We start from the raw sequence: 21808 nt of genomic DNA on the forward strand, positions 1-21808 counted from the left end.
TTCTTTAATATTAAACATATAATTCTAAAGTTTAAAACTTAGATGGAAAAGATCTCGCATCAAGTGCGAGATGACAGTTAGTAATAGTATGCTATACAATAAATAATACTAACCGTCACATCACCCTCAGTTTGACTTAGAATCTTTTTTTGATTTAAAAAAAATCGAAGTTTCTAATTAAATAATCTCGTATAAAGTGCGAAATGCTTATAAACTATATAAATAAACTTATACTTTAAAGCAACGATTCAAAATAAGCAATGGTTTTACTCAAGCCTTCTTGTAATTCAATCTTTGGTTCCCAGCCGTTTAATTTTTCTTTTGCTAAAGAAATATCTGGTTGACGTTGTTTAGGGTCATCTTGTGGCAATGGTAAATGAATAATCTTTGACTTTGAATTCGTTAAACCAATCACAGCTTGAGCTAATTCTAACATTGTAAATTCATTTGGGTTTCCTAAGTTTACGGGACCTAAAAATGATGGATCTGAATGCATCATACGCACCATTCCCTCTACTAAATCATCAACATATTGAAATGAACGCGTTTGTAATCCGTCTCCGAATATTGTAATATCTTCACCTTTTAAAGCCTGCACAATAAAATTAGAAACCACTCTTCCGTCAGAAGGATTCATATTTGGGCCATAGGTATTGAAAATTCTTATAATTTTAATTGCTACCTTATTTTGAATGTGGTAATCCATAAATAATGTTTCAGCGCAACGCTTCCCCTCATCATAACAAGAACGAATTCCTATTGGATTTACATGACCCCAATAACTCTCTGGCTGTGGGTGCACTGCAGGATCTCCATAAACTTCACTGGTACTTGCTTGTAAAATTTTAGCTCCAACACGCTTCGCTAAACCTAAAGTATTTATAGCACCCATTACGGATGTTTTTATGGTTTTAATTGGATTGTGTTGATAATGAACTGGTGAAGCAGGACAGGCTAAATTGTATATTTCATCTACTTCTGCATAGTACGATTCTGTAACATCATGACGTACCATTTCAAAATAAGGATTATCTAACAACTTAATAATATTCTTTTTAGCTCCTGTAAAATAATTATCTAAACAAATAACTTCATTTCCTTCATTTAATAAGCGTTCGCACAAATGAGATCCAACAAAACCAGCACCTCCTGTAATTAATATTCTTTTCATATGATTGTTTTTGTATTCATTAAATACTTTTAAACCTTTTCTGAATTAAATTCGACTATTCTTTTCCTATTTGGAAATATTCGAATCCGTTTTCGTCTAATTTAAAAATATTGTACTGGTTTCTTCCATCAAATATGATTGGATTCTTTAATTGCGCTTTAATTTCTTCAAAATCTGGAGAACGGAATTCTTTCCATTCTGTCAATAAAATCAATGCATCTGCATTTTGAAGTACTTCATATTTTGAAGTACAATAAGTAATATTTTCAACATCTTTTAAATAACATTCCTTTGCTTCTTCAATAGCTTTTGGATCAAAAGCCTGAATTTTAGCACCTCTTTTTACCAACTCATTAATCACATAAATTGCAGGCGACTCTCTCATATCATCAGTTCCCGGCTTGAATGCCAATCCCCAAATACCAAAAGTTTTACCTGTTAAATCTTCTCCAAAACGTTTTACTACTTTTTGTGCAATCACCAATTTTTGTGCATCATTTACATCTTCAACTGAAGTGATTAATTTTGCTTCATATCCATATTCTTCTGCAATTTTCTTTAAGGCTTTTACATCTTTTGGAAAACAAGAACCACCATAACCAGCTCCGGGATAAATAAAACTATAGCCAATACGAGAATCAGAACCAATTCCTACTCTAACCTTATTTGCATCTGCACCTACCTTTTCACAAATATTTGCAATTTCGTTCATAAATGAAATCTTTGTTGCCAACATTGCATTTGCGGCATATTTAGTCATTTCCGCAGAGCGTATATCCATTGCAATTAAACAATCATGCGACATAAAAAATGGATTGTACAATTGCTTCATTTTATCAATTGCATAATCTGTATCAGCACCAATAACCACACGGTCTGGTTTCATAAAATCGTTAATTGCAGCACCTTCTTTTAAAAATTCCGGATTAGAAACCACATCAAAATCTAAAGAAGAATCTCTTTTATCTAATGCTGTTTGAATGGTTGCTTTAACTTTATCTGCTGTTCCAACAGGTACTGTAGACTTATCAACCACAACAATACGTTGCTGCATCGTTTCTCCTATCGATTTTGCTACTGCTAACACATATTGTAAATCTGCAGAACCATCATCTCCCATTGGAGTACCAACTGCAATAAACACAATAGCGGCACCTTTAATAGCCTCTCCTAAATTAGTAGTGAAAAATAAATTCCCTGCTTTTACATTTTTAAGAATCATGGGTTCCAATCCTGGTTCGTAAATTGGGATGATTCCATTTTTAAGTTTTTCAATTTTTCTTTCATCAATATCTACACAGGTAACTTTATTCCCCATTTCAGAAAAACAAGTTCCTGACACTAAACCAACGTATCCTGAGCCAATAACTACTACTTTCATATATTATTTTTTATTTAAAGATGGTATATCTTTAGGGTTTAACAAAAATGTTTAAAACAAATATAACGAAACTTTTAAGTGGAACCCTTCTAAATTAACCGAATATTGAAAGAAATTCACTTTTCATTTGATTATTTCATTCAAACTCACTCCATATTAATGCTCAAGTTTTACTTATCGAACAAATAAAAACCAAAAGTCTAACATTTCAAGGATATGAAACTGAAAAGGTTATCTGTTCACTAAAAATTCAATGCAACTATAATTTACTTTTTATCACCTCCATTATTTTTGAAACAGCAACATCAGGTGAATCTGACGGTGTTTTAATTTCAATAGTTGGGTTTACAGGCGCTTCATAAACTGAATTAATTCCTGTAAAATTTTTAATTTCACCTGCTCGTGCTTTTTTGTACAATCCCTTTACATCGCGTTGTTCACAAATTTCCAAAGAAGTATTTACAAAAACTTCAATATAATTCTCGGCGCCTACTAACTCTTTGATTTCTTCGCGTGTTTTTATGTAAGGAGAAATAAATGCAGCAATGGCTACCACTCCAGCATCAACAAATAATTTTGCGACCTCAGCTGCACGACGTAAATTTTCGTTCCTATCGTCTTTTGAAAAGGTTAAGTTCTTATTGAGTCCGCTTCGTAAATTATCACCATCTAACGAATACGTATGCACGTTTAATTCGTGTAATTTTTTTTCTAATAAATTAGCTATGGTAGATTTTCCCGAACCTGACAAACCTGTAAACCAAACTAAAAAGGACTTGTGTTTGTTTAATTTTTCGCGATCTAATCTGTTTATTGCATACTCGTGTTTAACAATATATACTGGATTCATTTTTATTGCACTTTAAAATATGGATTTAATAAATTTTGTTTATTATATTGTAATTCTTCTTTACCAGTTGCTTGCATAACTTTTAAGCCAACAGCATTGCAAATAGCGTGACCTGCAGCCGTATCCCACTCCATTGTAGGTGCAAATCTTGGATATACTTGAGCTTTACCTTCAGCAAGCAAACAAAATTTTAACGAACTTCCTTTAGCAACTATTTCAACTTTTTTTTCTGCTGCTTTAATGCTTTCAATAAAAGCGGTAGTTTCTGCACTATTATGAGAACGACTTCCTACAACTTTTATAATACTGCTATTTTTTGATGGGTGAATTTCATCCGCTACATTCATTAGATTTTCTTCTGAAAAATAATGTTGTTGCAAAACTGTTTTATAACTTTTTTGCGCTTCAACCAAACTATAATACAAAGTTTTAGTTACAGGTACATAAATAACGCCAAGTACAGGTTTATTTTTATGAATTAAAGCAATATTTACGGTGAATTCACCATTTCGTTTTACAAATTCTTTAGTTCCATCTAAAGGATCAACAATCCAACAGGTTTCCCAATTTTTACGTTCCAAAAAATCAACTTGCTTGTTCTCTTCACTTATAATTGGAATGTCAGTCTTGATTAAGTATGCATTGATGACCGAATTTGCATTTTGATCTGCAATTGTAATGGGCGAATTGTCTGATTTTAATTCAACCTTAAAATCCTCAGTATACACTTTCATAATTTCAATACCAGCTTCAATGGCTGCCTTTATTGCAATGGCAAGTAATTTTTTCATAATCATATTTCTGAATAAAAATAAGTTATTTACTCCTTATGAGTTTTAATAAAATCTCATCAATTCTTATCGAAGAACAAATATTAAAATCACTTGAACTAACGTTGTACTATTATAAAATATACAACAAACTTACTTAATTAAATATACTATTTTTCTTTCAGTAAATAAAAAGATCGTCCCTGTAAATTTTATGTTCTTTTTTTACCTTCAAGCAGCATATTTACTTTTTACTGGTAAAATAACATTTAAATACAGCACATTTATGGTAATTTAGCACAGTTTATTTTCAATGTAAAAAATTAATTTTGTGGCTTATAAATCATTAATAAAACACTTATGAGTAGCGAATACAGTACATGGCATCATCCTTATAAAATTGCCAAAGAATACAAAAAAAAGGCAGCTTATTTTAGCATGGAATTCGGAATTCACCAAGCCTTAAAAATTTATTCAGGAGGTCTTGGCTTTTTAGCCGGTTCTCATATGCGTTCAGCATTTGAATTGAAACAAAATATGATTGGTATTGGTATGCTTTGGAAATATGGATATTATGACCAAGCTAGAAACGAAGATCAAACTTTGCGTACCGATTTTATTGAAAAAACATATAATTTTTTAGAAGATACAGGTATTGAGGTTGAAGTGCCTTTACATGACAACCCAGGAGTAAAAGTCCGTGCCTACGTTTTAAAACCTGAAATATTTGGCTGTGTACCAATGTATTTATTAAGTACAGATGTTGAAGGAAATGACCATTTATCAAGAACAATTACCAATCACTTATACGATTCTAATGAACTTACGCGTGTTTCGCAAAGTATTATTTTAGGTATTGGTGGTGCAAAAGTAGTTGAAGCTTTAGGTGGTGCAGATATGTATCATTTAAATGAAGGTCACGCATTACCTGCATTTTATTACTTACGCGATCAGGGTGTAAAAAAAGAACAAATGGCATTTACTACTCATACACCTGAAAAAGCAGGAAATGAGGAACGTGACGGTCGTCATTTAAATCGTTGTGGTTTCTTCGGAAGAACTTTATCTGAAGAAGAATTAAGAAAAGAAATGGTGAATGACGGAATGATTAATTACACGGTTTCAGCTTTAAGAATGGCTAATAAATCAAATGCCGTTTCTAAACTACACGCCGTTGTTTCTAATGATATGTGGAAAGATTTTGATGGTGTTTCAGAAATAATTCCAATTACCAATGCTCAAAATCAGACTTTTTGGCAAGACAATGATATTAAAAAAGCTTGGAAAAAGAAAAATGTAAAAGCTTACAAAAAAAGAAAGTCAGAGTTGAAATCTGAACTTTTTGATGAAGTATTGAATCAGACTGAAAAGATTTTTGACCCTAATGTATTAACTGTTGTTTGGGCAAGACGTTTTGCTGGGTACAAAAGAGCTGATATGTTGTTGTACGATTTAGAACGTTTTGAAAAATTAATTTCAAACTCTAAATATCCAATACAAATTATTTGGGCTGGAAAACCATATCCAAAAGATTATCACGCGATTGAAACATTTAATCATTTGATTAATTTTTCAAAAAAATCTAAAAACTTAGCGGTGTTGGTTGGTTATGAAATGGATTTATCTCGTAAGTTAAAACTAGGTTCTGATGTTTGGCTAAACACGCCTAGAATAACTCGTGAAGCTTCTGGAACTAGTGGTATGACTGCTGCTATGAATGGTTCTGTAAATGTTTCTATTAATGATGGGTGGATTCCTGAATTTCAAAAGAATGGCGAAAATTGTTTTGTTTTACCTGAATTAGATTATAAACTACCTGTTTGGGAACAAGACGAAAAAGATTGCGCTAATTTATTTGATATTTTAGAAAACGAAGTATTACCAACGTATTACGACGCTCCAAAAAAATGGCAACAAGTAGTATGGAACGGCATTGATGATGTACTTCCTGAATTTGGAAGTCATAGAATGGCAGATCAATATTATAAAGAATTGTATAAGTAATTTAGTTATCAAAAGAGATTCTTTAAAACTATTAAAACCTAACAGATTTAAAATTTGTTAGGTTTTTTTTATGCGATAGAAACTATAAAAAATACAATATTGAACCTTTATAAAGGTCTTAACTAAATTAACTTAGACAAGCTCAGTTTGACAAAATAAATCATAAAAATTACATACAATATCATATTGAGCCTCTCGAAAAACCTTGAAACAACACTAATTAATAGCAACTTATAAAAGTCTGTTTGATATTCCCAAACCTATCAGGTTTCAGAAACCTGTTAGGTCTATTTTTTAAAAACTATAACGTTTCTTTCAACCATTTAAAAAATTCACGCTGCCACACAATACTATTTTGCGGATTTAACACCCAATGATTTTCTTCTGGAAAATATAGTAATCTACTTTTTATTCCTTGTAATTGTGCTGCCTGAAAAGCTTCTAACCCTTGCCCAATTGGGACTCTATAATCTTTTCCCCCTTGAATAATTAAAATGGGTGTATTCCATTTTGAAACAAAATTTGCAGGATTGAATTGTTCGAATGTTTTTTGAGCAGCAGCATTACTTGTATCCCAATACGGACCTCCTAAATCCCAATTCACAAAAAACAACTCTTCCGTAGTTCCATACATACTTCTCAAGTTAAACATTCCGTCGTGTGCTATAAAACTCTTAAAACGATTGTTGTGAATGGCGGCTAAATAAAATACAGAGAAACCTCCATAACTTGCTCCTACTGCTCCTAACCTATTAGTATCAACATATTCTTCCTTTGAAATATCATCAATAGCTGCTAAATAATCTTTCATATTTTGCCCACCATAATCTTTACTAATTTGTTCATTCCATTCCACACCGTGCCCTGGCATTCCTCGTCTATTTGGTGCAATTACTATATACCCGTGTGCCGCCATAATTTGAAAATTCCAACGGAAAGAATAAAACTGACTCAATGCTCCTTGCGGACCACCTTGACAATACAATAAGGTTGGGTATTTTTTTGAAGGATCAAAATTTGGAGGGTAAATAACCCACGAAACCATTTCTTTTCCATCAGTAGTCGTTACCATTCTTTTTTCAACTGTACTCAATTCAATACTATTGTAAACTTCATCATTAACGTGTGTTAATTGTTTTAGCTCACCACTTTTAAGATGGTAAGTGTATAACTCAACGGCGTGATTCATATCTCTACGATTTACAACCAACGTGTTTTTTGCCTGACCAACAATACCACTGACATCAAACTGACCATTTGTAAGTTGTTTTGGTACTTTATTTTTAGTTGAAATCTCAATTTCAAACAATTGTACAGTTCCATCAACTGGAGCTATAAAATAAATAGCATTTCCTTTTTCATTCCACACAAAACTATTTACAGTTCCGTCCCATCCTTCAGTTAAATTTACCTGAACTCCGTCTATGTCTACAATAATATCATTTTTATCAGCCTCATATCCATCACGTTTCATTTGCAACCACGCCAATTGTCCTTTTGAAGAAAAAGAGGGCTGTGTGTCGTATCCCTTATTATCAGGCGTTAAATTAACTGTTTTTTTGGTTACCAAATTGTATTCATAAATATTTGTATTTGTACTTGTAGCATACGCTGTACCACTTAATTTTTTAGATACATATAAAATACTTTTTCCGTCTGGGCCCCAACAATAATCTTCAGAACCACCAAAAGGTTTTTGCGGACTATCATAAGGTTCGTTTGGCATAATATCAATTAATTCATAATCTGACGCATTTACAGCACCATAAAACACATGATTAAAAGTTCCGTCAGACCAAGTATCCCAATGGCGATAATTTAAAGCATTGTATATTTTAACATTTGATTTTGGGACATCATTATGTACATCAACACCTAATACATTTTCTAACTTTACTTCTTTTGAAGTTAATTTAAAACTACCATCAGGAGAAATATTAGTATCAACTAACAAGTTACTAACATCTTTAATTTCAGTTGGTGAACCTCCTTCTAAAGGAATACTAAATGTTTTTTTAGTAGTTGTATCGGTTTTTAAATTATAGGTTGAAACTGTGTAAATCACATTTTTGGTATCTTTAGTAATTCCTTTTCCAGAAACCTTTCCTAGCTGAACCAATAGTTCAGGCGTCATCATTTTTTGAGCGGTCATTTGATTGATTGTAAGTACGAATAAAAAGAATAATAGTATGCTACGCATCATTTTTAATTTAAATTATTAAGCCTTGCAAATTTATTAATTTATACTGCAAGAAATACATCTTAAATTTGAAATTAGTAATAGTATTGTTGCATATACAAACATTTGAAGCTAAAAAAAGGCGTTAAAATAAATTTCAACGCCTTTATAAAATTGTTATTACGAATTGATTAGTTAATCAATTCAAAAGATTGTTTTGCTATTTCTACTTCTTCATTTGTAGGAATAATTAAAACTTTCACTTTAGAAGTTGCTGTTTGAACTTCAAGAATTTCACTAGCTCTAGTATCGTTCTTTTCTTCATCAAGTTGAATTCCTAAAAAGTCTGTATTTTCGCAAATCAATTTACGTATCACATCAGAGTTTTCTCCAATTCCGGCAGTAAATACAATCGCATCTAATCCGTTCAAAATAGCGGCATAACTACCTAAATATTTCTTTATTCTGTATGCAACCATGTTTAAAGCAACCTGACATTTTTCATCTCCTGCTGCAGCTTCAGCCTCAATGTCTCTATAATCAGATAAACCATCAGTTAACCCAACCATACCACTTTCTTTTTGTAGCATGTTGTTCACTTCATTTAGTTCATATCCTAAGTTATTTACTAAATGAAAAATAATTGACTGATCAATATCTCCACTTCTACCTCCCATAATTAAACCAGCAACTGGCCCAAATCCTAATGAAGTATCTATACTTTTCCCGTCTTTAATAGCTGTCATACTACAACCACCACCTAAATGAATGGTGACAATTTTTGAAGCGTTTTCAGCACCTAAATACTGAATAGCTTGTTCAGCTACATATTTATGACTTGTTCCGTGGAAACCATATCTACGAATTTTATACTCGTCTAAAAACTTATTTGGAATCGCATATTTATAAGCTTCAACAGGCATTGTTTGATGAAATGCTGTATCAAAAACTGCTACTTGTTTTGCTTCAGGGAAAATTTCTTCAGCAACAATAATTCCTTCGTAATTTGCAGGGTTATGCAATGGTGCTAAAGAAAATAATTCTTTAATTTTTTCCTTCACTACATCATTAATTACAACTGTTTCAGAAAATGTACTTCCACCGTGAACAACTCTGTGCCCAACTGCACCAATTTCTGAAGTTGATTTAATTACTCCTACTTTTTCATCAAGTAAAAACTTGACTACTTTTTCTAAACCTGTTTTATGGTCAGAAATTCTACAAACCTTTTCAATTTTCTCAGTTTGAGATTTGTATTTAATTTTTGGATTATTTAATCCAATTCGTTCAACTAAACCTGAACAAATCACCTCTTCAGAAGGCATATTAAATAATTGATATTTAATAGATGAACTTCCTGAATTAATTACTAAAATTTTCATTATATTCCTTGTGCTTGTATTGCTGTTAAAATAACTGTGTTAAAAATATCGTCTATGGTACAACCTCTACTTAAGTCGTTTACAGGTTTGTTCAACCCTTGTAACATTGGCCCTATAGCTAAGGCTCCTGTTTCACGCTGAACTGCTTTATAAGTATTATTTCCAGTATTTAAATCAGGAAAAATTAATACATTTGCTTGTCCGGCAACTTCTGAATCTGGCAGTTTACTTTTACCAACTGTACTATCTACAGCAGCATCGTATTGTATTGGCCCTTCAACTTTTAAGTCTGGTCGTTTTTCTTTTACTATTTCGGTTGCTCTTCTTACAATATCAACATCAGCTCCTTTTCCTGAAGAACCTGAAGAGTAAGATAGCATTGCTATTTTTGGATCCATTCCAAAGTTAATACTTGAATCTGCAGAAGAAATAGCAATTTCAGCCAATTGTTCTGAATTTGGATTAGGATTGATAGCACAATCTCCAAATACTGAAACACGATCATCTAAACACATAAAGAAAATAGATGAAACAACTGAAACGCCTGGTTTTGTTTTTACAAACTGCAAAGCAGGTAAAATAGTATGTTGTGTTGTATGTGCAGCTCCAGAAACCATTCCGTCAGCCAAGCCTTTATGCACCATCATTGTACCAAAATACGAAACATCAGCCATTAAATCCATAGCCATATCAATGGTCATTCCTTTCTTTTCTCTTATTTTAAATAAGGTTTCTGCAAAGTCTTCGTAATGTTCAGAATCAATAGGATTTACAATATTTAATTTTTCGATATCAACATTCAATCCTAAACGAGCAATTGCTTCAGCAATTTTATCATATTCACCTAATACTGTTAAATCTACAATATCTGTTTCAACTAATCGTGCAGCTGCAGTAATAATTCTATCGTCAGACCCTTCTGGCAATACAATGTGTTTACGTTCAGTTTTAGCACGTTTCACTAAATTGTATTGGAACATTCTTGGTGTAAGCCCATCATTTTTAAATGCAACTAATTTTTCAGTTAACTGCTCTAGTTCAACATATTTTTCAAATGTATTTATTGACTTTATAATTTTCTGCTTATTGTCAGCATACATATGTGAACGTACTGAACCAATTTTGTTAGCTGTACCAAAAGTGCCTTGCTTTACTGAAAGTATTGGAATAATTTGAGATAACCCTTCTATTAACTTAACAATAGGTTCTTCTGGTATAATTCCTCCTGTTAAAACAATTCCTGCTACAGATGGATAATTAGACGAAATATTTGCTTGAAGCGCTCCTAAAATAATATCGGCTCTATCACCTGGGGTAATAATTAAGTTATCGTTTTTTAAATGTGTTAAGTAATTTCTTAACTGCATTGCTCCAACCGTAAAGCTATCTGTTTGATTGTTGATATGCTCTTCTCCAAATAATATTTTGGCATCAATAGCGTCTGCAATTTCTTTAACTGTTGGATTTTTTAATTGAGCTATTAAAGGAATTACACTTACAAAAACATCTGCAGGTAAATTTGCTTCTAATTCCTTTTTTGCAATTTCAATATTCGCTTCTTGAACTTTATTAGCAATTACAGCCAACACTTCAACTTCTTTTTCTTTGAAAGAATCATACGCCAAGTGCAAACCTTCTGTAAAATCGTCTAATGTTTTATCAACACCACTTGAAACGATAATTGCAGGTATCCCTAAATTTTTTGCTATTTCGATATTTGCATCCAATTCAATAGCACTTCCTTCCCCTGAAAAATCAGAACCTTCAACTAACACAAAATCATTTTTTTCTTCTAAGGCCTTGTATTTTTCAATTATGGTATCAAAAATCTCACCTTCTTTTCCTTTATTACGCTTACTAATAAATTCTTTACGCGTACAAGCAAAAGCATCATTTGGATCGATATCTAATTGAAAATGAGAAATTATTGTTTGAATGTGATTGTCATGTCCACCTTTTGTCACATCATCAATAATCGGCCTAAAATATCCTACTTTAGCTGTTTTACCAAGTAACATACTCATTAACCCTAAAGCAACAATTGATTTACCACTATCGGCCTCGCTTGTTGCAATATATATAGCTTTATTCATTTATATATTTTTTTTGCAAATATAACCACAAATAATTGGTCAACCAGTTTTTTGCTATTATTTTTTGGTGATATATGTCACGTTTTTAGATAATTTCGCATTAAATTAAGATTTATAAAATATAAGTACCTTTGATTTACCAATCTATTTATCTATGACAACCTTATTTACTCATATAAAAGAACTTATTCAAGTTGAAGAATATCCAAATAAAATGGTTTCTGGAGCTGAAATGAAACTGCTTCCGACCATTAAAAATGCTTTTCTTTTAATTGAAAATAATACCATAAAAAAATTCGGTAAAATGAAGGATTTACCAACTATTAAAGTCGATAAATCTATGAACCTTGAAGGCAAAATGATATTACCAACTTGGTGTGATAGCCACACTCATATAGTTTATGCGGGAAATAGAGAACAAGAATTTATTGACAGAATTAATGGTTTATCTTATGAAGAAATAGCACAAAAAGGTGGTGGAATTTTAAATTCAGCACATCAATTACAGCTAATTTCTGAAGAGGAATTGTACCAGCAATCTTCCAAGCGTTTGGAAGAAATCATGAAATTAGGTACAGGAGCTGTTGAAATTAAATCTGGCTATGGTTTAACCAAAGAAGCTGAACTAAAAATGCTACGAGTGATAAAAAAATTAAATAAAAATTACCCTATTGCTATTAAAGCTACTTACTTGGGTGCACATGCAGTACCCGTTGATTATAAAAACAATAAAAAAGGCTATTTAGATCTAGTTATAAATGAAATACTTCCTTCAGTTGCCAAAGAAAATTTAGCTGATTTTATTGATGTTTTTTGTGAAAAAGGCTATTTTACTGTTGAAGATGCCGAGCGTTTACTAAAAGCAGGTGAAAAATATGGATTGATTCCTAAAATTCATGTGAATCAATTTCATGCTATTGGCGGTGTACAAGCTGGTGTAAAATTTAAAGCACTTTCTGTAGATCATTTAGAAGAAATGAGAACCGAAGACATTGAAAGCTTAAAAGATTCGCAAACAATGCCCGTTGCCTTACCTTCTTGTTCTTATTTTTTAGGAATTCCATACACTCCTGCTCGAAAAATGATAGACGCCGGACTACCATTAGCACTTGCCTCGGACTATAATCCAGGTTCTACACCTTCTGGAAATATGAATTTTGTAATTTCTACTGCATGCATTAAAATGAAAATGACTCCCGAAGAAGCCATAAACGCTGCAACCATAAATGGTGCTTATGCAATGAATTTAGAAAAAACACACGGTAGTATTTGTAAAGGTAAAAAAGCTAACTTTATAATTACAGAACAAATCCCTAGTTATGGTTTTATTCCCTATTCATTTGGAAATCATAAAATTGAAGCTGTTTATTTAGAAGGAAACCCTATTTAACTTTTCTTTATTTTTTTAAAGATATTCTTAATCCAAGATTGCTTGTCATTTTCATGATAAGCATTGGAATATTTAGCGTAGCCGTAGCCATAACCGTAGCCATAACCATATTTAGTTTTTACTTTAAAATCATTTAAAACAATACTAATATTGGTAATTTCTTCTTTTGAATGCTTTTCATTGATTAATTTTAACATCCCCTTTTCAGAATAATTTTGACGTACCACATAAATAGTAGCATCTGTATATTTTATCAATTCAATAGCGTCACTTACCAAACCTATTGGAGGTGTATCTAAAATAATATAATCATATTCTGCTTTTAGTTGGTTTATCAATTCATCCATATCATTACTTATTAATAGTTCTGACGGGTTTGGAGGAATAGGTCCAGACGGAATAACATCTAAATTTGAAATTTTTGTCTTATAAATAATCTCTGAGCGATTTTTTTCGCCAATTAAATAATTTACAACACCTGTTTCATTCGAAAGTTCAAAATCTTCTACAATTTTTGGTTTTCTTAAATCTAACCCCACAAGAATCGTTTTCTTTCCACCTAAAGCAAACACCGATGCCATATTGATAGAAACAAATGTTTTTCCTTCTCCACTTATAGATGAGGTAACTAAAATTGTTTTCGACTTATCTTTAGCTTCTCTGTGAAATAAAAACTGAATATTTGAACGTAACGCACGTATAGATTCTGCAACTGATGATTTTGGCTTTAGAAACACTGCTAAATTATTTTCAGCAGTACTTTTACCAACAACTCCTAAAATTGGAATAGGAGAAATGCGTTCAATTTCTTCAACCGTATGAATTTTACTATCCAAAATTTCAATAGCAACTATTACAAATAATGGTAATATAATTCCTAATAATAAAGCTATCATATAGTTGAACTGAATTCTTGGCAAAATAGCTCCTTGCCCTGTATCTTTTGCTGAATCTAGTACTGTAATATCTGAAACACTTGCTGCAATTGCAATATCAGCTTCGTATCTTTTTTGCATTAAAAACACAAAATTTGATTCTGTTAAAGAATACTTACGTTCAAAATTTAATAATTTTTGTTCTTTGTTTGGTAATTTATCTAACTCGTAATTGTAACTATTTAACCTTTTTTTACTGTTGTTTAAACTTATAAGTGTTGTATTTTTTAAGGAAGATAAATTTTCTAATAAAACGCCACGTGCAGTATCAATTTCATCGTTTTTTAATTTTAATGAAGGATGGTTGGCTGTAACCTCTGTTACTAATTTATTTTTTTCAATAGACAAACGCGTTAATTCGCCCATCATAGTAGCTATAGAAGCATCTTCAATATTAATAATTGCAGGTGCAGGAATCTTCTCGTAATTAGATGTAGTTTCTATGTAGTTTTCTAAATTTTCAAAATAAACGATTCTATCTGTCAGCTGCTTTTGCATTTCATCTAAACCTGTAGTTCTAGAAAAAATTAACCCGCCTTGTGCGGATAAATCATAAATATCATTTTCTTGTTTAAACTTGCCAATATTAGCTTCAATCAATTTTAAACTATCAGAAGTATTTTTAAATTGAGCATCAATAAATGCTTTAGTACTTCGAGCATAATTTGTTTTTTGCTCTAATTCATCTTCTGCTAAAACCTGAATGGTGGTGTTTAAATAATCCACAATACGATTTTTATTTGCCCCGGTTAACGATAATTGAATTAACGAGGTTCCAGACAAACCACTTGCTCTTACATTTTGATACTTACTAGTAACCTGATTTATAGCGTTTAATTTCACATAATAAGAACTCCCTTTTATGGAATTTATAGAGTCAGTTTTTAAAACCTGCGCTTTTAAAAATGGTAAATTTATATACTCATCAACTGTAAAAGTTTTAGTTATTTTTGGTTCTTCAACAGCTAATGTTTTTTTTGTTTCATCTTTATAATTCATTAAATTATAAGACGTATTTTCACCAAAATCAACTGAAATTGTAAAAGTATTTTCTTCAATAAAATCAATTTTTATAAGTGTGTTTAATAATTGATATTGGTTGGGCTGTAGAATAAATTTAAAAGGTGTTTTTCCGTAAACATCTTCTTTTCTAAATTGCCCTTCTTTTAAATAATCAATATAAAAGTTCAATCTTTTAATTACTTTTTCATTATGTGAACGCGAGGTCAATGCTTTCCTAATAGATTCTACCTTATCACTTACCCCACCCCAATTAAATGCAATATTTGTTCCTGTTGAAAAAAGTGGGTTTTGTTTTTCCTTTACCGCAATTGTTGAAGATAAACCATACAATTTTGGCGCTGAAATATTGTAGTAATAGGCAATTCCTAAAGCTATTACCACAGACAATACAAACCATTTCCAATTTGCTAAAACCCTAAAAATATAGTCTTTAATATCTGAAATATGTTCTTTCGGGTTTTGGATGAATTTAAATTGATTTTCCATACACTACTATAAAGTATTAATCAATAAAATGGTGGTAGTTACAAACGAAAATACCGTTACTAGTGTTGTAAACGTTTGGAATCCTGTTGCTCCAAATCCCCAAGTTTTTTGTTTTAAGGGCGCTACATAAATCACATCGTTTGGTTTTATATAAAAATTATCCGATTCAAAAATTTCTATTTCCAATAAGTTTACCTTGTATTTTTTAACACCATCTATTGTTTTTCGAACTACAACAATATTTTCCCGATCCCCAAAAGTATTAACATCACCTGCATTGGCAATGGCATCAACAATAGATACTTCGTTTTGAGACAAATTGATGGTTCCTGGAGAACCAACTTCACCTGTAATTACAAAATTTATTCCGGCTAGTTTAACTGTTACAAAAACCGATTCCACTTTTTTGACATACTTCGTCAATTCACTTTCAATTTTTTGGCGGACTTCCTTTTCGGTATATCCAAGTACATTTAAATCGCCTATATATGGAATTCTTATATTTCCGTGCCTATCAATAGTATACCCTGTAAAATATAATCCCTCACCTCCTTGAGTAGTTGATGTTGTAGCACTATTTTTAAACAATGAAACAATTTCTGGGTTTTCAGCTTTAATATCTATGTACAATATATCATTTACTTGCAACCTGTAAGGCTCGTTATTCAATCTGTAAAGTTCCGATTTAGTAGCTGGTTCTCCTTGAAAATATGTCAGCTTTTTTGCTGGTATACAGGAAGATAAAAAACATAAAACGAATGCGTATAAAAAAAATTTCTTCATAAATATAATGTGGACAAAGCAAATATAATTTTAAATCGCTTATTAAAATAATTTTTCAACTATTTTCGCAGTAAATATAAACTTATATGTGGTTTAAAATAAAATCATATCTAACATTTTTACTGAAATCAACCAATCAGCATGGAGTTCACTCGCCATTTGTATTTGACTTGGTTACCAATTGTTTTTACAAAAAAACAGCTGCTTCAAAAATAACAACTTTTAAAAAGTTTAAAAAAAACCTTTACAACGATTTAACAGTTATTCATATTACCGATTTTGGAAAGGGTTCTAAAGTATTTAAAACCAACGAACGAAAGGTTGCTGATATTGCTAAAATTGCTGGAATTTCAAATAAAAAAGCCTTATTACTGATTAGAATTATTGAGTTCTTTGATTTTTCAAGTATGCTAGAAATTGGCACATCAGTTGGCTTAGCTACTTCAGCTTTAAGTATTGCAAACCCTTCGGCACAAGTTACAAGTATAGAGGGTTGCAAAAATACCGCTAAAATTGCTGATAATTTATTTAACCAATATAATTTAAAAAACATTCAATTAATTGTAGGTAATTTTAATGTTACACTTCCGAAGGTTTTAAAAAATCAACAATTTGATTTTATTTATTTCGATGGAAATCACCAAAAGGAAGCCACTTTAAACTACTTTGACACTTGTTTAAACACTGTTCATAATAATTCTGTATTTATTTTTGATGACATTTATTGGTCTACTGAAATGTTAGAAGCTTGGGAATTCATAAAAAAACACCCGAAAGTGACTGTTACTATTGACACCTATTTTTGGGGAATTGTTTTTTTTAGAAAAGAACAAAATAAACAAAATTTCACAATAAGATGTTGAAAATTGAAATGGTTCATTTTTCATTTTTTTTGATATTAAATAATTAAATTTGCACTTATGAAAATATATACAAAAACAGGCGACACAGGAAAAACTTCTTTATTTGGAGGTACAAGAGTTCCAAAATACCACACAAGAATTGAAGCTTACGGTACTATTGACGAATTGAACGCTTATATAGGTTTGGTTAGAGATCAAGAAATCGATACACATACTTCTGATGTTTTATTAAACATACAAACTGAGTTGTTTACGCTTGGAGCGATGCTTGCTACTCCTCCAGAAAAAGAATTACTAAAAAGTGGTAAAGAACGTTTGAATATTGAAAAAACAAACGATGAAAAAATTTCATTACTAGAACAAGAAATTGATTTAATGAATGAAAGTTTACCTCCAATGACAAATTTTATATTACCAGGCGGCCATACAACTGTGTCATATTGTCATATTGCACGTTGTATTTGCAGAAGAGCTGAACGAATTACCACACAGTTAAGTGATGAAAGTAGCGTAAACCCACAAATATTAATGTATTTAAATCGCCTATCTGACTATCTATTTGTATTGGCACGAAAATTGACACTTGATACTAAATCACAGGAAATACCTTGGATTCCTGTTAAAAATAAATAAGTTCTTTTGAATATTGAAAAAAAAGCAAAAATCACTTGCTTTTATGACTAAAAAAATTATTTTTGCACAAAATTAAATAATACAAATTATGTATTGGACTTTAGAATTAGCATCTTATTTAGCAGATGCACCTTGGCCAGCAACAAAGGATGAGTTGATTGATTATGCAATTAGAACAGGAGCGCCTTTAGAAGTTGTAGAAAATCTTCAAGAAATTGAAGATGCAGAAGAAAATTTTGAAACTATTCTTGAAATTTGGCCTGATTACCCTTCCGAAGAAGATTATCTTTGGAATGAAGATGAATATTAAGCAAACTACAAAAATAAAAAGTCTCTATAGAGGCTTTTTTTTTGCTTAATAAACAAAAAAAACAAATAGAATTTGAACTATTTATTTTAAATTCGCTTACTATAAAATTAACATATTCTATTACATTTTACACAAGTGTAATTCTTTAAAATAGTACCAAAAAAATTATGAGTATCATAAATTCAATTCTAAAAGTATTTGTAGGAGACAAATACAAAAAAGATTTAAAATTACTACAACCTGTTGTTACAGACACACACGCTTTTGAAAGTGAAATAGCAGCTTTAAGCAATGACGAATTACGAAACAAAACAACTTATTTTAAGCAAAAGATAAAAGATGCTACAGATACATTTAATTCGCAAATTGAACTTTTAAAAGAAGAAGCTCATAAAGCAAATGTAGATCGTAAAGAAGAAATTTATGCTGAAATTGATCAGTTAGAAGATGATGTTTACGCCGCTTCTGAAGTTATTTTAAAAGAAATTATGCCTGAAGCTTTTGCTGTTGTTAAAGAAACAGCTAAACGTTTCACTTTAAATAAAGAAATTATTGTTACTGCCAGTCCTTTTGACAGAGAACTTTCAGCACAAAAAGACAATGTTACCCTAGATAACGAAAAAGCCATTTGGTCAAACACTTGGGATGCACAAGGAAAAGAAGTTACTTGGGATATGATTCATTACGATGTTCAGCTTATTGGTGGTTCTGTATTACACCAAGGTAATATTGCTGAAATGATGACGGGTGAAGGTAAAACATTGGTATCAACTCTTCCTGTATATTTAAATGCATTAACTGGTAAAGGTGTACACGTAGTAACGGTAAATGATTATTTAGCAAAACGTGATGCTGCTTGGATGGCACCAATTTTTGAATTTCACGGGTTAAGTGTTGATTGTGTTGACCACCACCAACCTAATTCTGATGCTCGTAGAAAAGCATACAATTCCGATATTACCTACGGTACAAATAATGAGTTTGGATTTGACTACTTGCGTGATAATATGGCGCATTCTCCAAATGATTTGGTACAACGCCCACATAACTACGCTATTGTTGATGAGGTGGATTCTGTATTAATTGATGATGCGCGTACTCCGTTAATTATTTCTGGTGCGACTGCAAATGCTGGTCGTCATGAATTTAACGAACTAAAACCTAGTGTTGATAAACTAGTATCAACTCAACGTAATTATTTAACAGGTGTATTAGTTGAAGCTAAAAAATTAATTAGCGAAGGCGACACCAAAGAAGGTGGATTTTTATTATTACGTGTATTTAGAGGTTTACCTAAAAGTAAAGCTTTAATTAAATATTTAAGTCAGGAAGGAATTAGACAATTACTGCAAAAAACGGAAAATTATTATATGCAAGATAATAACCGTGAGATGCCAAAAATTGATGAGGCCTTATATTTTGTAATTGACGAAAAAAATAATTCTATTGAATTAACCGACAAAGGAATTACTTTTTTATCAGGTGATGATGGTGACGAAAGCTTCTTTATTTTACCTGATTTAAGTACTGAAATTGGTAAAATTGAAAGTCAGAATTTAAGTAAAGATGAAATTGTTTCTAAAAAAGATGAATTATATAGAGACTTCAGCATAAAAAGTGAACGTATTCATACAATGAATCAACTTCTAAAAGCATACACCTTATTTGAAAAGGATATTGAGTATGTTATTATGGAAGACAAAATTAAAATTGTTGATGAGCAAACGGGACGTATTATGGACGGTCGTAGATATTCAGATGGTTTACACCAAGCAATTGAAGCTAAAGAAAATGTAAAAATTGAAGATGCTACACAAACTTATGCTACCGTAACTTTACAAAACTACTTTAGAATGTACCGCAAACTTTCGGGTATGACAGGTACTGCCATTACTGAAGCAGGTGAATTTTGGGATATTTACAAATTAGATGTGATTGAAATCCCTACAAATGTTCCTTTATTAAGAAAAGATAGAGAAGATTTAGTATTTAAAACAAAACGTGAAAAATACAACGCTGTAATTGATGAAATTGAAAATTTAGTAAATCAAGGTCGTCCAGTTTTAGTTGGAACAACTTCTGTTGAAATTTCTGAATTGTTAGGTAGAATGCTTTCTATCCGTAAAATTAATCACAATGTATTAAATGCAAAACTTCACAAAAAAGAAGCCGACATTGTTGCACAAGCTGGGCAACCAGGCATTGTAACAATTGCAACCAATATGGCGGGTCGTGGTACGGATATTAAATTGTCTGATGAAGTAAAAGCTGCAGGTGGTTTAGCAATTATTGGTACAGAACGTCATGATTCTCGTCGTGTTGACCGTCAGTTACGTGGTCGTGCTGGTCGTCAGGGAGATCCAGGATCTTCTCAATTTTATGTTTCCTTAGAAGATAATTTAATGCGTTTGTTTGGTTCAGAACGTATAGCCAAAATGATGGATAGAATGGGCTTAGAAGAAGGTGAAGTAATTCAACATTCTATGATTACCAAATCTATTGAACGTGCACAACGTAAAGTTGAAGAAAATAACTTTGGAGTTCGTAAACGATTGTTAGAATATGATGATGTTATGAACTCTCAACGTGAGGTAGTTTACAAACGTCGTAGACACGCATTGTATGGAGAGCGTTTACAAGTTGATATTGTAAATATGGTATATGATACTTGTAATTTATTGATTCGTGAAAATAAAGCAACTAGCGATTATCAAAATTTTGAATTTGAATTGATTCGTTTTTCTTCAACAAGTTCTCCTTTTTCTGAAGAAGAATTTAAATCGCTTTCAGAACAAGAATTAACCGATCAATTGTTTGATGTAGTTTACAAACATTATAAAGAAAAATTAGAGCGCAGTGCTGCAGCAGCTTTTCCTGTAATCAAGGATGTTTATGAAAATCAAGGCGATAGATACGAACGTATTGTTGTACCATTTACTGACGGAACTAAGGAATTAAAAGTTGTTACTAATTTAAAAGAAGCTTACGAATCTGAAGGTAAAGGTTTGGTAACTGATTTTGAAAAGAACATTACTTTAGCCATTATTGATGATACTTGGAAAGACCATCTTCGTCAAATGGATGAATTAAAACAATCTGTTCAAAATGCAACTTACGAACAAAAAGATCCTTTATTAATTTATAAATTTGAATCTTTTGAATTGTTCAACGGAATGCTTGACCGTGTAAATAAAGACGTATTATCTTTCTTATTTAAGGGGGAATTACCTTCGCAAGATGCAAATCAAGTTTCACAAGCTAAAGAGCAAAAAAGAGAAAAAGTTCAGTTAAGCAAAGCTGATTATAAGAGTCCTACAGAAGGTACTCAAACAAATCAAACACAAGAACAACAGGTTGTTGAAACTATTGTTAGAACAGAACGTAAAATTGGTAGGAACGAAAAAGTAACTATTAAAAATGTACTAAGCGGAGAAAATAAATCTATGAAATACAAACAAGCCATTCCTCTAATTCAAAAAGGTGATTGGGTATTGACTGAAGATTAAATTCTTTATTTTATAATACAAAAAAGGCTTCAATTAAATTGAAGCCTTT

Annotated in this window: 15 protein-coding genes; 6 read left to right on the forward strand and 9 right to left on the reverse strand. The window is 31.4% G+C overall.

Going from position 1 to position 21808, the window contains the following annotated elements:
• Nucleotides 1-235: 235 nt before the first annotated feature.
• The 4 genes from CHB67_RS07470 to cysQ form a co-directional block, all read right to left on the reverse strand.
• Nucleotides 236-1171, reverse strand: a complete 936-nt coding sequence (locus CHB67_RS07470) for a UDP-glucuronic acid decarboxylase family protein (RefSeq protein WP_089381142.1) — start codon at nt 1169-1171, stop codon at nt 236-238.
• 55 nt (nt 1172-1226) lie between these two features.
• Nucleotides 1227-2552 carry a UDP-glucose dehydrogenase family protein gene (locus CHB67_RS07475; protein ID WP_089381143.1) on the reverse strand — a complete coding sequence of 442 codons (1326 nt, stop codon included), beginning with the start codon at nt 2550-2552 and terminating at the stop codon, nt 1227-1229.
• 259 nt (nt 2553-2811) lie between these two features.
• On the reverse strand, nt 2812-3402 hold the full coding sequence (gene cysC / locus CHB67_RS07480; RefSeq protein WP_089381144.1) for an adenylyl-sulfate kinase: 591 nt from the start codon (nt 3400-3402) through the stop codon (nt 2812-2814).
• A 2-nt stretch (nt 3403-3404) separates the two neighbouring features.
• Nucleotides 3405-4193 (reverse strand): 3'(2'),5'-bisphosphate nucleotidase CysQ, encoded by a 789-nt coding sequence (gene cysQ / locus CHB67_RS07485; protein WP_089381145.1) that lies wholly within the window; start codon nt 4191-4193, stop codon nt 3405-3407.
• Nucleotides 4194-4532: 339 nt separating this feature from the next.
• Here cysQ and glgP point away from each other — a divergent pair, with 339 nt between their 5' ends.
• Complete coding sequence (glgP, locus tag CHB67_RS07490; RefSeq protein WP_089381146.1) at nt 4533-6176, forward strand: alpha-glucan family phosphorylase; 1644 nt, start codon at nt 4533-4535, stop codon at nt 6174-6176.
• Nucleotides 6177-6477: 301 nt separating this feature from the next.
• On the opposite strand, the gene CHB67_RS07495 is transcribed toward glgP, so the two are convergent.
• The 3 genes from CHB67_RS07495 to pta all read right to left on the reverse strand — a co-directional run bounded on the left by CHB67_RS07495 (nt 6478) and on the right by pta (nt 11830).
• The gene (locus CHB67_RS07495; RefSeq protein WP_089381492.1) at nt 6478-8376 is read right to left on the reverse strand and encodes a S9 family peptidase; all 1899 of its coding nucleotides are present in this window, start codon (nt 8374-8376) and stop codon (nt 6478-6480) included.
• Between the two features lie 170 nt (nt 8377-8546).
• Nucleotides 8547-9737, reverse strand: coding sequence for an acetate/propionate family kinase (locus CHB67_RS07500; RefSeq protein ID WP_089381147.1), 1191 nt, complete (start codon nt 9735-9737; stop codon nt 8547-8549).
• Nucleotides 9737-11830, reverse strand: a complete 2094-nt coding sequence (gene pta, locus CHB67_RS07505) for a phosphate acetyltransferase (protein ID WP_089381148.1) — start codon at nt 11828-11830, stop codon at nt 9737-9739. The genes CHB67_RS07500 and pta overlap by 1 nt, the downstream gene beginning before the upstream one ends.
• A gap of 154 nt (nt 11831-11984) precedes the next feature.
• On the opposite strand from pta, the gene hutI reads away from it, so the two are divergent.
• Nucleotides 11985-13220, forward strand: a complete 1236-nt coding sequence (gene hutI, locus CHB67_RS07510) for an imidazolonepropionase (RefSeq protein ID WP_089381149.1) — start codon at nt 11985-11987, stop codon at nt 13218-13220.
• Here the strand turns inward: hutI and CHB67_RS07515 are convergent.
• On the reverse strand, nt 13217-15664 hold the full coding sequence (locus CHB67_RS07515; protein ID WP_089381150.1) for an exopolysaccharide transport family protein: 2448 nt from the start codon (nt 15662-15664) through the stop codon (nt 13217-13219). The two genes, hutI and CHB67_RS07515, sit on opposite strands and share 4 nt — an antisense overlap.
• Nucleotides 15665-15670: 6 nt before the next feature.
• A complete protein-coding gene (locus CHB67_RS07520) occupies nt 15671-16447 on the reverse strand; it encodes a polysaccharide biosynthesis/export family protein (RefSeq protein ID WP_089381151.1) in 777 nt (258 codons plus the stop codon).
• Between the two features lie 86 nt (nt 16448-16533).
• On the opposite strand from CHB67_RS07520, the gene CHB67_RS07525 reads away from it, so the two are divergent.
• The 4 genes from CHB67_RS07525 to secA all read left to right on the forward strand — a co-directional run bounded on the left by CHB67_RS07525 (nt 16534) and on the right by secA (nt 21759).
• Nucleotides 16534-17310, forward strand: a complete 777-nt coding sequence (locus tag CHB67_RS07525; protein ID WP_089381152.1) for an O-methyltransferase — start codon at nt 16534-16536, stop codon at nt 17308-17310.
• Nucleotides 17311-17367: 57 nt separating this feature from the next.
• The gene (locus CHB67_RS07530; RefSeq protein WP_089381153.1) at nt 17368-17943 is read left to right on the forward strand and encodes a cob(I)yrinic acid a,c-diamide adenosyltransferase; all 576 of its coding nucleotides are present in this window, start codon (nt 17368-17370) and stop codon (nt 17941-17943) included.
• 88 nt (nt 17944-18031) lie between these two features.
• A complete protein-coding gene (locus CHB67_RS07535) occupies nt 18032-18253 on the forward strand; it encodes a DUF2795 domain-containing protein (protein WP_089381154.1) in 222 nt (73 codons plus the stop codon).
• A 167-nt stretch (nt 18254-18420) separates the two neighbouring features.
• Nucleotides 18421-21759, forward strand: coding sequence for a preprotein translocase subunit SecA (gene secA, locus CHB67_RS07540; protein ID WP_089381155.1), 3339 nt, complete (start codon nt 18421-18423; stop codon nt 21757-21759).
• The last annotated feature ends 49 nt before the right edge of the window (nt 21760-21808 follow it).

It is taken from the genome of Lutibacter agarilyticus (genome assembly GCF_900188235.1).
Lineage (GTDB): Bacteria > Bacteroidota > Bacteroidia > Flavobacteriales > Flavobacteriaceae > Lutibacter > Lutibacter agarilyticus.

Bases quoted from the DNA above. Each gene is read 5' to 3' on its own strand.
- CHB67_RS07470 (WP_089381142.1), bottom strand. From the start codon at position 1,171: ATGAAAAGAATATTAATTACAGGAGGTGCTGGTTTTGTTGGATCTCAT.
- CHB67_RS07475 (WP_089381143.1), bottom strand. From the start codon at position 2,552: ATGAAAGTAGTAGTTATTGGCTCAGGATACGTTGGTTTAGTGTCAGGA.
- cysC (WP_089381144.1), bottom strand. From the start codon at position 3,402: ATGAATCCAGTATATATTGTTAAACACGAGTATGCAATAAACAGATTA.
- cysQ (WP_089381145.1), bottom strand. From the start codon at position 4,193: ATGAAAAAATTACTTGCCATTGCAATAAAGGCAGCCATTGAAGCTGGT.
- glgP (WP_089381146.1), top strand. From the start codon at position 4,533: ATGAGTAGCGAATACAGTACATGGCATCATCCTTATAAAATTGCCAAA.
- CHB67_RS07495 (WP_089381492.1), bottom strand. From the start codon at position 8,376: ATGCGTAGCATACTATTATTCTTTTTATTCGTACTTACAATCAATCAA.
- CHB67_RS07500 (WP_089381147.1), bottom strand. From the start codon at position 9,737: ATGAAAATTTTAGTAATTAATTCAGGAAGTTCATCTATTAAATATCAA.
- pta (WP_089381148.1), bottom strand. From the start codon at position 11,830: ATGAATAAAGCTATATATATTGCAACAAGCGAGGCCGATAGTGGTAAA.
- hutI (WP_089381149.1), top strand. From the start codon at position 11,985: ATGACAACCTTATTTACTCATATAAAAGAACTTATTCAAGTTGAAGAA.
- CHB67_RS07515 (WP_089381150.1), bottom strand. From the start codon at position 15,664: ATGGAAAATCAATTTAAATTCATCCAAAACCCGAAAGAACATATTTCA.
- CHB67_RS07520 (WP_089381151.1), bottom strand. From the start codon at position 16,447: ATGAAGAAATTTTTTTTATACGCATTCGTTTTATGTTTTTTATCTTCC.
- CHB67_RS07525 (WP_089381152.1), top strand. From the start codon at position 16,534: ATGTGGTTTAAAATAAAATCATATCTAACATTTTTACTGAAATCAACC.
- CHB67_RS07530 (WP_089381153.1), top strand. From the start codon at position 17,368: ATGAAAATATATACAAAAACAGGCGACACAGGAAAAACTTCTTTATTT.
- CHB67_RS07535 (WP_089381154.1), top strand. From the start codon at position 18,032: ATGTATTGGACTTTAGAATTAGCATCTTATTTAGCAGATGCACCTTGG.
- secA (WP_089381155.1), top strand. From the start codon at position 18,421: ATGAGTATCATAAATTCAATTCTAAAAGTATTTGTAGGAGACAAATAC.